Source organism: Pseudooceanicola batsensis HTCC2597 (genome assembly GCF_000152725.1).
Classification (GTDB): Bacteria; Pseudomonadota; Alphaproteobacteria; order Rhodobacterales; family Rhodobacteraceae; genus Pseudooceanicola; species Pseudooceanicola batsensis.
In genome coordinates this window covers 1,451,171-1,465,278 of record NZ_CH724131.1, presented here as the reverse complement: position 1 = coordinate 1,465,278, position 14,108 = coordinate 1,451,171, and the positions used below count along the sequence as shown (strand labels likewise).

The window sequence follows — 14,108 nt, the reverse complement described above, 5'->3', positions numbered from 1 at the left end:
TGCCGCAGTGCAGCAGACGCCCACCAGCCCCACGCTCATCACGCCGGACGCCTCGATCGCGAATGCAACGCATGGCGGCCGGGCCAAGTGCCTGCAACGCCTGGTGCGACTGGAGCTGCCCGTGCCGCGGACCGTGGCGCTGCCTTTCGACATGGTGCACCGCATCGCCGCCGGTCAGATGCCGGACATGAAGGGCCTGCTGCAACACTTTGACGCGCAACCGCTTCTCTGTGTCCGGCCTTCCTCGGAAGACCCCGACTGGGGCGGACCCGGTGCGGTGCTGAACGTCGGCATGAACGACGCTCTCTTTGCCGACCTCTGCGACCGGATCGGAGAAGAGGCCGCGACGGCGGTCTACATCCGCTTCGTGCAAGGATACTCGATCAACGTCGCGCGACTCGATCCCGACCTCTTCGACGATCTCGTGGTCGAGGGGCGCGAAGGGCTCCGGCAGGTCCTAGCGGCCTATCAGGAAGAGACGGAAGAGCCGTTTCCGCAGGATCCCGGAGTCCAATTGGCCGGCGTCCTTCGCTCGATGGCGCGGGCGTGGGAGGGGACGACCGCGCGGCTCTTGCGGCAGGCCAAGGGCGCGCCGGCGGATGCGGGGCTGGGCCTCGTCGTGCAGGAGATGGCGCTCGGGCTGGGCAAGGGGGTCTGCGGTTCCGGCGTCATCCAGCTGGTCAGTTCCGCCACCGGCCGGCCCAAGATCACCGGGCGCTACCGCAGCCAGAGCCAGGGCCGCGAGGCCTTGAAGAAAGAGGGCAGTTCGATCTACCTCGCCAGGGATCCGCGCGGCTCGTCGCTCGAGGATCTCGCGCCCGAGGCCTTCGCCGACCTGATCCGCTACACCCGACTGATGCGCAAGCGGCTGAAGGCCGAGATGCAGACGGAATTCACCATCGAGAACGGCCGCGTGCACGTGCTCGACGGGGTGCGGGTGCGTCGCAGTTCCCGTGCGGCGGTCCGGATCGCCGTGGCTCTTGCCAATGACGGGATCATCACCCCGGAAGAGGCGATCCTTCGGGTCGAGCCGCGGGCCGTGACCGAAATGCTGCACCGGCAGGTCGATCCCGAAGCCCCGCGCCATGTTATCGCAAAGGGCATCGCCGCCAGCCCCGGGGCCGCATCTGGCAGGATCGTCTTTACCTCGGCGGCGGCACAGGCGGCCGCGGCGCGGGACGAATCCTGCGTGCTGATCCGACGCGAGACGACGCCCGAGGACATCCGCGGCATGCACGCCTCGGCCGCGGTGCTGACCGAACGCGGCGGAATCACCAGCCACGCCGCCGTGATCGCCCGGGGCCTCGGGCTGCCCTGCGTCGTCGGCGCGTCCGAGCTCAAGTTCAACCTGCGCCGCAACACCGTGACCACGGCGGACGGCCAGACCCTGAAAGAGGGGGACGTGATCACCATCGACGGCACCAACGGCGAGGTGATCCTGGGCTCGGCGCCGCTGCACGAGGCGGCGCATGACGGCGCCTTCCAACAGCTCATGGCCTGGGCGGACGAATTCCGCGACATCGGTGTGCGGGCCAATGCCGACACGCCGGCCGATGCGCTGATCGCGCGCAAGTTCGAGGCCCAGGGGATCGGCCTCTGCCGCACCGAGCACATGTTCTTCGAGCCCGGCCGTCTCACCGTCATGCGCGAGATGATCTTTGCCGCCGAGGCCGAAGATCGCCGCGCCGCGCTCGACCAGCTCCTGCCCATGCAGCGCGCCGATTTCGTCGAACTGTTCCGGATCATGCAGGGCCATCCGGTCTGCATCCGGCTGCTCGATCCGCCGTTGCACGAATTCCTGCCGACCAACCGCGATGGCATGCGGTCGCTCGCCGAGGCGCTGGACCGCCCGATGTCTGATGTGACCCGGCGCATCGAGGAACTGGCCGAACACAATCCGATGCTGGGGCTGCGGGGCGTGCGGCTGGGCATCAACATGCCCGAGATCTACGACATGCAGGCGCGCGCCATCTTCGAAGCGGTCCTCGAGGCGAGCCGGGAGGGCGCCAGCGTGGTGCCCGAGATCATGATCCCGCTGGTTTCGGCCAAGCGCGAGGTGGAACTGGTGAAGTCGCGGGTCGAGGCGGTGGCCGCCGAGGTGCGGACGGCCAGCAATCAGCGGTTCGACTATCGGCTGGGGGTCATGGTCGAAACGCCCCGCGCCGCGCTACGCGCGGGCGAGATCGCGCCCCATGTCTCTTTCCTGTCCTTCGGCACGAACGACCTGACGCAGATGACCTATGGCCTGTCGCGCGACGACGCGGGCCGGTTCATGAAGACCTACGTCCAGGAGGGGGTCTTTGCCGAGGATCCGTTCCACACGCTCGATGTCGACGGTGTGGGCGAATTGCTTCAGACCGGGGCCGAACGGGGCCGGGATGCGCGAAAGGATCTTGTGCTTTCCATATGCGGCGAACATGGCGGCAATCCCGAATCAATCGCCTTCTGCCGGCAGGCCGGCTTTGATTATGTGAGTTGCTCGCCCTTCCGCGTGCCCGTCGCGCGGCTTGCCGCGGCACAGCTTGCCGTCAAAGACATTTTTCCGCCGAAAATGTAAACGAGCCGTTTTTCAACCGTTTGAGCGGCAAAGCTGCACCGGCCCCGAAACCCTGTCCGAAAAGCCGTTCTGCCAGAGGCTGGACCCGAGGCCCGGTTTCCGTTAGGCGACCCGGAAACGAAAATTGGAGACGGCGACGCAGACGGGGCCGTATTGTTGATATGCGCGGATTGATTTTGGGGGCGCTTCTGCTGGTTGCCAGCGGCGCCGCGGCCGAAAGCACGGTCGATGACATTGCCAGTGCCGAGAAAAACGGCCTTAGCGCCGTGGGACCGTTGAAACTGGCTTCGCTGCTGGACATCGAGGCGGCGCAGGACCTCCGGCCCAAGGCGCGGAAGACACCGAAGATCGAATACTCGCGGTCCTGGCTCGCGAAACAGAAGCGGCCCGAGCTGACCGCCCAGGCCGCCTGTCTGGCCGAGGCGCTGTATTTCGAAGCGCGCGGCGAAAGCGTGAGGGGGCAGTTCGCCGTCGCCGAGGTCATCCTCAACCGCGTCGACAGCCCGTCGTTTCCGAACACCATCTGCGGTGTGATCAACCAGGGGACGGGCCGGAAATATGCCTGCCAGTTCACCTACACCTGCGACGGCTATCCCGAGGTGATTCACGAAAAGGGCGCCTTTGCGACCGTGTCGAAGGTGGCGGCCATCATGATGCGGGGCGCCGAGCGTCCGCTGACCGACGGGGCGACCTATTACCACACCCGCGCCGTGTCGCCGTCCTGGGCCCGCAAGTTCAACCGCACGGCCAGTATCGGCGTTCACCACTTCTATAGCCGGCACACCCGCCTGTCGTCCAACTGACGCGCCCGCGCCGTTTTTGACGGTCGCAATGCCGGGTAAGCCTTTGCCAATCCTGCCGCAAGCCGGTACTCCGCTCTCGCAACGCAGCGGGAGTGGCCGAAGTGAGTGACCGGATTTCGCAGGCCTTCGGGCATCCGATCGAACGGGCCGAGGCCCTGGCCGGGGCCGAGCCCCGCGACCGGATTTCCCTGCGCGACTACGTGACAGAGGTCGAGATCGGGGCCTTTCAGCAGGAACGCGGGCTGCGCCAGAGATTGCGCTTCAACGTGGTGGTCGAGGTCCAGTCGGCGTCAGCGCCGCTGGCCGACGATGTCGATCGCGTCCTCTCCTACGACCGCGTCACCGAAGCGATCGAGGCCGAACTGACGACCGAACGGCTCAACCTGTTGGAAACGCTGGCGGAACGGGTCGCGCACCGGATCCTGCACGAACCGCGGGCCGAGCGGGTCTTCGTCCGGATCGAAAAGCTGGATCGCGGGCCCGGTGCGCTCGGGGTCGAGATCATGCGCAGCCGGGCCGATGCTCAGCCTCTGGCCGAGGAAGAGGCCGAGGAGGCCCAACACGCGCCGCGCGTGGTCTATCTGTCCAACGCCGACGTGACGGCCCCGGGGCTTCCGGCGGCGCTGGACCGGTTGCAGGCGGCCGGGCTGCCGACGATCCTGTGCTGCGGTCCGGCCGAGCTCGCGTCGCCGCGGTCGCGGGTCGATCTCGCGCAGCGGCGGATCGACCTGCTGGCCATCGAACAGAATGCCTGGGTCCTGGCCGGGCAGGACGCCCGGTGCGTGGTGGTCAACACGCGGACCGAACTCGACTGGGCGATGAAGCACGCCCAGGTCTCGGTCTGGGCGCCGTCCAAGATGGTGCTGGATGCCGTAGAGGGGCCGGCGCGCGATGCGGGACCGGTCGAGCTGGCCTACTGGCTGGCCGGCGAACTCAGCGCCGAGCGTTTCGTCCTGCTGGACCCGGACGCGCCCCTGCCGGAAGGAGAGACGCCCGCCGCGCATGGCGATCTGGAGACGCTGGCGTGACCGGCTGGCTGCGCCCGATCCCTGTCGCGGGCGCCGCCGTGCCGGGCCTGCCGCTTGCGGGGCAGGCGCATGTGCGGTTCGCTTCGGCCCAGCCGCTCTCTCTCGCCGGGGGCGAGGAACCCGTCGGTCTGGCGCAGATGGGCGATGTGGCCTGCGCGCGCCTTTCCGGAGTGCGCGCGCCCCTCTGCGGGCTGTCGCTGCACCGGCCCCGCATCATGGGAATCCTCAACGTGACGCCCGACAGCTTTTCCGACGGCGGCCGCCATGAGACCCTTGGGGCGGCGGTGGCCCATGCCCGGCAGATGGCCCACGAGGCCGACATCATCGACATTGGCGGCGAATCGACGCGTCCCGGCGCAGAGGAGGTGTCGGTCGAGGAAGAGATCCGCAGGACGGCGCCGGTCATCCGCGCGATCCGAGACGCCGGGCTGACGCTGCCGATCAGCATCGACACGCGCAAGGCCGCCGTGGCCGAGGCTGCTCTGGATGCCGGGGCCGACATGGTCAACGACGTCTCGGCCTTTGCCCACGACCCGGACCTCGCGGGGCTCGTCGCGTCGCGCGGCGTCCCGGTCTGCCTGATGCACGCAAAAGGGCCGCCCAGCACGATGCAGCAGGACCCGCGCTATGGTGATGTCGTGACCGAGGTGCTCGATCATCTCCTGCAGCGCGTGGATGCGGCGGTGGCAGCGGGGATCGCCCGCGACAGCATCGTGATCGACCCGGGTATCGGCTTCGGCAAGACGGCAGGGCACAATCTTGATCTGCTCGGGCACCTCTCGGCCTTGCACGATCTGGGCCTGCCCATCCTGCTCGGCGCCTCGCGCAAGCGGTTCATCGGCACCATCGGCGGGGCCGAGGTGGCGGCGGACCGGGTGCCGGGTTCGGTGGCGGTGGCGCTCTACGGGGTCGCCCAAGGGGCGCAGGTCCTGCGGGTACATGACGTATCGGAGACCGCGCAGGCGCTGAGGCTGTGGAGGGCGATGGCGACCGGCGCGGCCGATTGACGAATGGTCGGGTCACCCTAGCTGAGTTGCGTGCGCCGGGGCAGGGTGCCCCGCCAGACGGAGATGCGCCCGGTTTCTGTGCAGCACTGGCGTCGCTGCGGGGCCTAGCTGAGTTGCGTGCGCCGGGGCAGGGTGCCCCGCCAGACGGAGATGCGCCCGGTTTCTGTGCAGCACTGGCGTCGCTGCGGGGCTCTCCGAAGAAAGCGGTGTCGGGAACTGGTCACGCAGGCCCTTGGACGCCATCATCCGCCGGGGGAGGTCCGAACCGAAAGGAAACACTCCGATGTGCCTGACGCCCGAAGCCCTCGCCATGTTCCTGAACCTGCTGTCGCCCGACATCATCGATGTGGAACCGAACCGGATCACGGTCCGCGCCGAGGTGCGCGATGCGGTCTGGCTGGCCACGGGCGACAAGTGGTGCACCGACGCCGACAGAACGAATGCGGCGCATCATCTGGATCGGGCGATGCCCTGAACGGATGGCGGCCGGCGCCGGAGTGGCGCCGACCGATGTAGCGGATGCATCGATCCGGTCAGTTCCTGTCCTTGTCGACCATCTTGCCGGCCGAGATCCAGGGCATCATGGCGCGCAGCTTCTCGCCCACTTCCTCGATCTGGTGCGCATCGTTCATCCGGCGGGTGCCCTTGAAGAACGGCTGGCCGACCTGGTTTTCCTGCATGAAGTCACGCACGAACTTGCCGGTCTGGATGTCGTGCAGGATCGCCTTCATCTCCTTCTTGGTCCGTTCGTAGGGCAGGACGCGGGGGCCCGACACGTACTCGCCGTACTCGGCGGTGTTCGAGATCGAGTAGTTCATGTTCGCGATGCCGCCCTCGTAGATCAGGTCGACGATCAACTTCACCTCGTGCAGGCATTCGAAATAGGCCATCTCGGGTGCATAGCCCGCCTCGACAAGCGTTTCGAAGCCCATGCGGATCAGCTCGACCAGGCCGCCGCAGAGCACGGCCTGTTCGCCGAAGAGGTCCGTCTCGCATTCCTCGCGGAAGTTGGTCTCGATGATGCCGGACCGGCCGCCGCCGATGGCGGAGCAGTAGGACAGGCCGATTTCCAGCGCCTTGCCGCTCGCGTCGTTGTTCACGGCCACCAGGCAGGGGACGCCGCCGCCCTTGGTGTATTCGCCGCGCACGGTGTGGCCGGGGCCCTTGGGCGCCATCATGATGACGTCGACGCCGGGCTTGGGCTCGATCAGGCCGAAATGCACGTTCAACCCGTGGGCGAAGGCGATCGCCGCCCCGTCCTTCAGGTTGTCGTGGACGTATTTCCTGTAGGTCTCGGCCTGAAGTTCATCGGGCATGGTAAACATGATCAGGTCGCACCAGGCCGCGGCCTCGGCGATGCCCATGACCTGCAGGCCCTCGGCCTCGGCCTTCTTCGCGCTGGCCGAGCCTTCACGCAGGGCGACGACGAGGTTCTTGGCGCCGCTGTCGCGCAGGTTCAGGGCGTGGGCATGCCCCTGGGAGCCGTAGCCCAGGATGGCGACCTTCTTGTCCTTGATCAGGTTGATGTCGCAATCGCGGTCGTAATACACGCGCATGAGTTTTCCTCCTTCTGGCCGCCGATCGTGGCGGGATGGGCGCAGCATAGGCGCGCCCCGATGAAATGGCTTTCAAAGATTGTGGATTTCACCTCTGTTGAGAGATAGTCATTCGTCATCGGGGCGAATGACGGATTTTTCATGTTGGACGACACGGACAGGCGTATCCTGCGCCAGTTGCAGGCGGACCCCACGCTCAGCGGGGCTGACCTGGCGGATCGGGCCGGGGTGAACGCGGCCACCTGCTGGCGCCGGCTGGAAAAGCTGCGCGAGGCCGGCGTGCTGCGCGGATCCCGCGCGGTGATCGACTGGCGCGCCCTCGGCTATGCGGTCGAGGTGTCGTTGCGGGTCACGCTGGACAAGACGGTGGCGCGGGCCTTCGAGGAATTCGCGGCAGAGGCGCGCCGGATCCCCGAGGTGCTCGAAATACAGACGTTCCTCGGTCAGGTCGATGTGCGGCTGGGTCTCATCGCGCGGGACCTCCAGCACTATCAGGCGCTCTACCGCGAGCGTATCCTGACGCTGCCGCACATCGCCGATCTCGAGGCCCTGATGCATGTGGCGCGCATCAAGACGGACGAGACGGTGCCGCTGTGATCGACCTCGACGATATCGACCGCGCTCTGCTGCGGCACCTGGCCGAGGACGCCGGGCTGTCGGCCTCGGCGCTCGGGCGGCGGGTCGGGCTGTCGCAGCCGGCGACATGGCGGCGCGTGCAGCGCCTGCAGGAGGCTGGGGTGCTGGCCGGCGCGCGGCTGGATCTGGACCTCGCGGCGCTCGGCTTCGGGGTAACCGTCTTCCTGGGGGTCAAGCTGGGAACCAAGGGCCGCGTGAGCCTCGCGGATTTCGAACGCGCGGTCAGCGCGATCCCCGAGGTCCAGACGATCGAACATGTGTTGGGTCTTTATGACTACCGCCTGCGCGTGACCGCGCGGGACATCGCCGATTTCGAACGTGTCCTGCGTCGGCGGATCATGACGCTGCCGGGGGTGGCGAATGTCGATGCCAATGTCCTGCTGAGTGAGGACCGCCTGCCGGGACCGATCTGACGGACGAGCAGGGACATGACGTCATCCTTAATTTCGACCCGAGGACCTTCTACCGAAAGACGCACGTGTCGAACGTCATCCTCGGGTTTGGTCCGAACTCCGTCCGCCGGGACGCGAGCGTGGTGGCATGAGATCCTCGGGGCGGGCCCGTGGATATCTTCCGCACTGGCGGCGTCCGTCGGCTAGTCCTCTCCGCCGCGGGCGCCGAGCCCCATCTGCATCAGCATTCTCCGGACGGGCGGCGCGCCGTAGAGCGCGGCGAGGCCGGCCGCCCTGAGGTCGCGCAGGGGCTGGGCCGAGATCCGCGAGGCGCGGTTGAGTGCATCGATTCCGGCGGCGCGCAGCCTGACCTCGGGATGGCGGCGGCGGTCATAGGTCTCGAGCATCCGGCGATCGCCCAGCCCCTCTGGCCGGGCCGCGGCCAGGTCGCGCAGGCAGCGCAGATCGCCCAGCGACATGTTCAGGCCCTGTGCCCCGATCGGCGGGACCACATGCGCGGCTTCGGCCAGAAGAGCGATCCGCTCGCCGGCCATCCGGTCCGCCACCTGGGTGACGATCGGCCAGACCGAGCGGCGGGTGACCAGTGTCAGCGGTCCGAAGAGACCGCAGGACCGCTCCATCATCGCGGCCTCGAACGCGGGCTCGGGAAGTCGCGAGAGCCGAAGCGCCTCGGGACCGTCCTCCATCCAGACCACGGCCGAGCAGGGCAGGCCCTCGCGGTCGGGCAGGGGAACCAGGGTGAAGGGGCCGCCGGAGCGGTGGATCTCGGTCGAGACGTTTTCGTGCGGGATCGGGTGCGTGACGGCGAAGGCCAGAGCCTTCTGTCCATAGCGTGTCGTCCTGACGCCGATCCCCGCCGCCTCGCGCATGGGCGAGGTGCGGCCGTCCGCGGCGATGACCAGCCGGCAACGGACCCGGCTGCCGTCGCTGAGGCCGACCCGAGCCTCGCGTTCGCGGGTCAGCAGCGTCTCGGTGCCGGTGCCGGGGCGGAAATCCACATTCGGCAGATCGTCCAGCCGGCCCAGCATTTCCCGACGGAGCAGCCAGTTGGGCAGGTTCCAGCCGAACGGACCCGAGGAGATGTCGGCGGCGTCGAAGTCGCGGGTGACGCGCGGTTCGGGTGGGGGGCCGCCGGCGTCGACGATCCGCATGACCCGGAGCGGCGCGGCATGATCGGCGAGGCGGGACCAGAGGCCCGCGTCCTCCAGAAGGCCGCGCGCGGGTTGCAGAAAGGCGGTGGTGCGCAGGTCGGCGCCTTCGGCCTCGCCCTCGGTCACGGGGGGCGCGGGATCGCAGAGCAGCACCGAATGGCCGGCAGTCCCGAAGACCGCCGCGGCGGTCAGTCCGGCGACGCCGCCTCCGGAAATCACGATGTCATGGTCGGTGGTCATGATGCGCCCTCCTGCCGTCTAGATAGGCCGGCGGAGAGATGGGGAAAAGCGGCAAAGCGTCCCGGCCCGGCGGCCCGTGTGGGCCGAGACGGCCCGGGGCGACCGGCGTTCGCCGCGTTCAGGCGAGCCGCCCCAGGAAATCCGAGAGGTCGTCGGTGTGATGGTGGATATGTTCGGCCGTCACCGGGCTCTCGGCCACGTGAACCGTTCTCATCCCGAGGGCGTGGGGGGCGGCGAGGTTGCGGGGATCGTCCTCGAACATGGCGGCCGTGCGGGTGTCGAGACGATCCAGCGCGAAGATCCGGTCGAAGGCCGCACGTTCGGGCTTGGGGATGTATTCCGCGTGTTCGACACCATAGACGGCATCGAACAGACCGGTGAGGCCGCGCGCCTCGACCACCCGTTCCGCATAGGGGGCACAGCCGTTGGTGAAGACGATCTTGCGCCCCGGCAGCGCCTGGATCCGGGCGGCGAGGGCGGGATCCGCCTGAAGCCCCGAAAAGTCGATGTCATGCACCTCGGTGAGGTAGGGTCCGGGATCGACCCCGTGCAGACGCATCAGCCCGGCGAGCGTCGTGCCGTGATCGCGCCAGTAGGCGTGGCGCAGGCGGTCCGCTTCGGGGCGGTCGACACCGAGGCTGCGCATCACCCAGTCCGTCATCCGCACCTCGATCTGGTCAAAGAGGCGGGCGGAGGGCGGATAGAGCGTATTGTCCAGATCGAAGACCCAGGTCGTGACATGGGCAAAGGCGTCGCGCGGCATGATCTCAGGCTATGGGGAGGGGACAAGGGACGCAAGTATCGGATATACGGGGCCCGATACTTTGACGCGACGGGACTGAGGAGACGGGCCGGTGCAGAAGGATGCCTATACGCTGATCCTCGAAGCGATCGATCACGGGGTCTACAAGCCGGGCGACCGGCTGGTCGAAAGTGAACTGGCCGACCGGTTCGGCGTGTCGCGCACGCCAATCCGCGAGGCGCTGCAGCGGCTCGAGACGCAATCGCTGCTGACCCGCGACGGGCGGTCGCTGATCGTGTCGTCGCTGGATCACAACCAGCTGGCGGAGCTGTATATCGTGCGCACCGAGCTCGAGGGGTTGGCCGCACGTCTGGCGGCGCGGCACGCCACGCCCGAGGAAATTCGCGTGCTGCGCGACATGGTCGAGGCCGATCGGGCGCTGCTCGGCGACCCGGCGGCGCTGTCGCGGGCCAACCGGCGCTTTCACAAGCAGATCCACCTCGCCTCGCACAACCGGTTCCTCGTGCAGCAGCTGGACATGGTGCACCGGTCGATGGCGCTTCTGGCGCTGACGTCGCTGGCGGCCCAGGGCCGGGACGCGGCGGCGCTTGCCGAACACGCGGCCATCGTCGAGGCCATCGCCGCGCGAGACGAGGCCACGGCCGGAGAGGCGCTGAGCGATCACATCTCGAAGGCCTTCGTGACGCGGCTCAAGCTCGATTCCGGGGCGATCGGGACCGTCGGCTGATCCTCCTCCGTCAGCGTGTGACCGTGTTCGGTCTTGTCCCAGTAGAAGGGGCGGCAGGCCAGTTCGACCAGCGCCTTCCACATGGCGAGGGTGCCCATGGGCCAATAGAGGTGCAGGCTGGGGATCCAGGGCCAGAGGAACCTGTGTCGCGGCCCCCGCGTGGCGATCGCGCCCAGTGTCATGACCAGCAGTTCGAAGCCCAGAAAGGCCGTCGCGAGCAGTCGCATGGCCGGGCCGGTGTCGATGGCGATCAGGGGCAGGTCGACGCCGAAGATCACCAGCCAGAACAGCCAGAGCAGCGGCGCCAGGGCAAAGTGCAGGATCGCGGTCAGGAAATGCGCCTGGAACCCCAGGAACTGCCAGGGCCCCAGGTCGCGCAGGAGAGCGCGCGGCCGGCGCATGTGAACGGCGTAGGTCATCAGGTATCCCTTGAGCCAGCGCGAGCGTTGCCGCACCCATGACACCGGCCGGGCGCTGGCCTCTTCCCCCGTGGCCGTGTCGATGACCCGGGTGCGATACCCGGCCCGGGCGAGCCGCATCCCGAGGTCCGCGTCCTCGGTCACGTTGTGGGCATCCCAGGCCCCGACGGCCTCGAGCGCGTCGCGGCGAAAGAAGGCGGTGGTTCCGCCGAGCGGGACGGCGAATCCGAGCTTGGCCATGCCGGGCATGACGAGGCGGAACCAGGTGTTGTATTCGATGGTAAAGCAGCGCGTGATCCAGTTCTCCGCGGCGTTGTAGTAGTCGAGCGCCCCCTGAAGACAGGCCGTTTCCCCGGACGCGGCCGCGAAACCGGCCGCCACCTTCCGCAGTTGATCGGGCTCCGGCGCGTCCTCGGCGTCGTAGATGCCGATGATGTCGCCGATGCAGAAATCCAGCGCATAGTTCATGGCGCGCGGCTTGGTGCGCGGCTGACCGTCGGGGACGGTGACGATCCTGATCCAGGGCGGCAGCGCGGCCGCCGCGAGCGCGGCGCGGGTCACGTCGTCGCTTTCCTCGAGCACGAAGATCACGTCGAGCCGCGCGCGCGGATAGTCGAGCCTCTCGAGTCGGCGGGGAAGGACCGAGGCGACGCGATCCTCGCGGTAGAGGGGAACCAGGATCGACATGACGGGGAGTAGGTGTTCGGGGCAGGGCGGTGGCGGGCGCTCGGGCCTCAGCAGATGCGTGATCGCGGCCGAAAGCTTGGTGACCGAGGCGACCACGAGCGCCAGGATGGCCCCCGCCACGAGAAAGCGTGCGAGGGCCGCGGGATTGCTGATGAGGATCGCCGCCAGTACCGCCAGGGCGAGGACGCTCAGGCCCGCCCGGTCAAGCGCGCTCCAGTGCCGGGCGGAGAGTTCGGGGGCGGTTCGCGTCACCATCCGGCGCTGCAGCTCCGGCCCGTGAACTTTCGCCAGGCCGGATTGAATCGCGGACCGGTCCGCCAGGACCATCCGCGTCTCGGGGGGGTGGGGGCCGGTGCCGGGCATGAGGTCGGCAAGTGCCCGGTCGAACCGTTCGGGCCGGGCCGTCGCAATCCAGATCGTGTCGGCGGTCTGCCGCCAGGGCAGGCATTCGTGGCGCAGGCAGGTCGGCCCGTCGAACCTGCGCGCTAGGCCGGGATCGGCGGGTGTGAGGCCGAGGTCCACAGGCTGCGCCCCGGTGAGCGCGGCGAGTTCGGTCAGCAGGCGCGGCCCGGTCAGGCGGCCCTCGGCATGATCGGCGCGCAGGTCCGCGATCCGCTCCGGCCGATCGGCCGGTCCCGGCGGGATGAACGGCAGGACGGCGGGATCGGGCCGGGGTTCGGGCCGGTGGTCGGGCGGCGCGGTCCGGCCGGGCGACCCGATCGCGTCGCCGGCCCGCGACCGCGGCCGGCCATCCAGATTGTACAGGTCCTGAGAAGACATGCGACGCCCCCGGAAATGCTCACAGGGAGCATTCGGCGACGCCGGTTAATATTACCTGAAGAAGCGGTTAACGCCCGCGTTTCACGCGGACGTCCGGTTCATGCGCGGGCGTCCATCGAGGCGGCGAACCGCTCGAAAAGATAGAAGCTGTCCTGCGGTCCGGGGCTGGCCTCGGGGTGGTACTGCACGGAGAAGACGGGCCGGTCGGTCATGCGGATGCCGCAGTTCGATCCGTCGAAGAGCGAGACGTGGGTTTCCTTGACATCGGCCGGAAGCGACTGGCTGTCGACGGCGAAGCCGTGGTTCATCGAGGTGATCTCGACCTTGCCGGTCTCCATGTCCTTCACCGGGTGGTTCGCCCCGTGGTGGCCGTGGTTCATCTTGACCGTCCGGGCGCCGAGCGCAAGGCCCAGCATCTGGTGACCGAGGCAGATGCCGAAGATCGGCAGGTCGGTCCTGTCCATCACGCCGCGGATCATCGGCACGGCATAGGCGCCGGTCGCCGCCGGATCGCCCGGCCCGTTCGACAGGAAGATGCCGTCGGGATTGTGGGCGAGAACATCCTCGGTCGTCGCCGTGGCGGGCAGGACCGTGACGTCGCAGCCGGACGAGGCGAGGCAGCGCAGGATATTGCGTTTCGCGCCATAGTCGACCGCCACGACCTTGTGACGCGCCGCGGTCTGCCGGCCGAACCCGTCGGGCCAGGCCCACCTGGTCTCGTTCCAGCGATAGCTCTGCACGCAGGTGACCTTCTTCGCCAGGTCGAGCCCCACGAGACCGGAGAAGTCCCGGGCCCTGGCCACCAGAGCCTCGATGTCGAAGTTGCCCTCGGGATCGTGGGCGAGGGCGGCATGCGGCGCACCCTGCGCCCGGATGGCGCGGGTCAGGCGGCGCGTATCGACGCCGCCGATGGCGATCCGTCCGCGCGAGGCGAGCCAGTCGGACAGCCGGCTCGTCGCCCGCCAGTTCGAGGGTTCGGTCGGGTTCCAGCGGACCACCATGCCGTCGGCGACCGGATCGGCCGTCTCGTCATCCTCGGGCGTGACGCCGACATTGCCGATATGCGGGAAGGTGAAGGTCACGATCTGGCCGGCGTAGGAGGGGTCGGTCATGATCTCCTGATAGCCGGTCATCGCCGTGTTGAAGCAGAGTTCGGCCACCGTGACGCCGGTGGCGCCGAAACCGCGGCCCATGAAGACCGTCCCATCGGCAAGAGCCAGGCAGGCGGTCGGTTTGTCGTGATGTGATTGGGGCATTTTGCGGCTCCGGCAGGATGGCAAATCGGCGTCTACCTAAGGGGGGTAGGGCAGAGGGTCAAGGGCGATACGGCCGCATGCGGCG

Annotated in this window: 13 protein-coding genes; 8 read left to right on the top strand and 5 right to left on the bottom strand. The window is 68.3% G+C overall.

All coding sequences use genetic code 11. From position 1 onward, the window contains the following. Positions 1–7 precede the first annotated feature (7 nt). From OB2597_RS10960 to OB2597_RS10940, 5 genes are all read left to right on the top strand, one after another. Positions 8–2,557 carry a putative PEP-binding protein gene (locus OB2597_RS10960; RefSeq protein ID WP_009805627.1) on the top strand — a complete coding sequence of 850 codons (2,550 nt, stop codon included), beginning with the start codon at positions 8–10 and terminating at the stop codon, positions 2,555–2,557. Between the two features lie 161 nt (positions 2,558–2,718). Beyond that, positions 2,719–3,360, top strand: a complete 642-nt coding sequence (locus OB2597_RS10955) for a cell wall hydrolase (RefSeq protein ID WP_009805626.1) — start codon at positions 2,719–2,721, stop codon at positions 3,358–3,360. A 101-nt stretch (positions 3,361–3,461) separates the two neighbouring features. Next, entirely contained in the window at positions 3,462–4,388 is a 927-nt protein-coding gene (locus OB2597_RS10950) for a dihydroneopterin aldolase (RefSeq protein WP_050759230.1), read from the top strand. Next, complete coding sequence (folP, locus tag OB2597_RS10945; protein ID WP_009805624.1) at positions 4,385–5,395, top strand: dihydropteroate synthase; 1,011 nt, start codon at positions 4,385–4,387, stop codon at positions 5,393–5,395. The genes OB2597_RS10950 and folP overlap by 4 nt, the downstream gene beginning before the upstream one ends. A 283-nt stretch (positions 5,396–5,678) precedes the next feature. Further along, positions 5,679–5,870, top strand: a complete 192-nt coding sequence (locus OB2597_RS10940; RefSeq protein WP_009805623.1) for a hypothetical protein — start codon at positions 5,679–5,681, stop codon at positions 5,868–5,870. Positions 5,871–5,928: 58 nt separating this feature from the next. On the opposite strand, the gene ilvC is transcribed toward OB2597_RS10940, so the two are convergent. Beyond that, positions 5,929–6,951: a ketol-acid reductoisomerase gene (ilvC, locus tag OB2597_RS10935; protein ID WP_009805622.1), complete on the bottom strand. Its 1,023-nt coding sequence runs from the start codon at positions 6,949–6,951 to the stop codon at positions 5,929–5,931. Positions 6,952–7,092: 141 nt separating this feature from the next. Here ilvC and OB2597_RS10930 point away from each other — a divergent pair, with 141 nt between their 5' ends. Continuing rightward, on the top strand, positions 7,093–7,548 hold the full coding sequence (locus OB2597_RS10930) for an Lrp/AsnC family transcriptional regulator (protein ID WP_009805621.1): 456 nt from the start codon (positions 7,093–7,095) through the stop codon (positions 7,546–7,548). Continuing rightward, entirely contained in the window at positions 7,545–8,000 is a 456-nt protein-coding gene (locus tag OB2597_RS10925) for an Lrp/AsnC family transcriptional regulator (protein ID WP_009805620.1), read from the top strand. The genes OB2597_RS10930 and OB2597_RS10925 overlap by 4 nt, the downstream gene beginning before the upstream one ends. Positions 8,001–8,182: 182 nt before the next feature. Here OB2597_RS10925 and OB2597_RS10920 read toward each other — a convergent pair whose 3' ends face one another. Both OB2597_RS10920 and OB2597_RS10915 read right to left on the bottom strand, forming a co-directional pair. Further along, positions 8,183–9,391: a UbiH/UbiF family hydroxylase gene (locus OB2597_RS10920; RefSeq protein ID WP_009805619.1), complete on the bottom strand. Its 1,209-nt coding sequence runs from the start codon at positions 9,389–9,391 to the stop codon at positions 8,183–8,185. A 118-nt stretch (positions 9,392–9,509) separates the two neighbouring features. Then, complete coding sequence (locus OB2597_RS10915; protein ID WP_009805618.1) at positions 9,510–10,154, bottom strand: pyrimidine 5'-nucleotidase; 645 nt, start codon at positions 10,152–10,154, stop codon at positions 9,510–9,512. Positions 10,155–10,245: 91 nt separating this feature from the next. Here OB2597_RS10915 and OB2597_RS10910 point away from each other — a divergent pair, with 91 nt between their 5' ends. After that, positions 10,246–10,881: a GntR family transcriptional regulator gene (locus OB2597_RS10910; protein ID WP_009805617.1), complete on the top strand. Its 636-nt coding sequence runs from the start codon at positions 10,246–10,248 to the stop codon at positions 10,879–10,881. On the opposite strand, the gene OB2597_RS10905 is transcribed toward OB2597_RS10910, so the two are convergent. Further along, positions 10,815–12,767, bottom strand: coding sequence for a glycosyltransferase family 2 protein (locus tag OB2597_RS10905; RefSeq protein ID WP_009805616.1), 1,953 nt, complete (start codon positions 12,765–12,767; stop codon positions 10,815–10,817). The two genes, OB2597_RS10910 and OB2597_RS10905, sit on opposite strands and share 67 nt — an antisense overlap. A 98-nt stretch (positions 12,768–12,865) precedes the next feature. Next, positions 12,866–14,023 (bottom strand): glutamine-hydrolyzing carbamoyl-phosphate synthase small subunit, encoded by a 1,158-nt coding sequence (gene carA / locus OB2597_RS10900; protein ID WP_009805615.1) that lies wholly within the window; start codon positions 14,021–14,023, stop codon positions 12,866–12,868. Between the last annotated feature and the right edge of the window lie 85 nt (positions 14,024–14,108).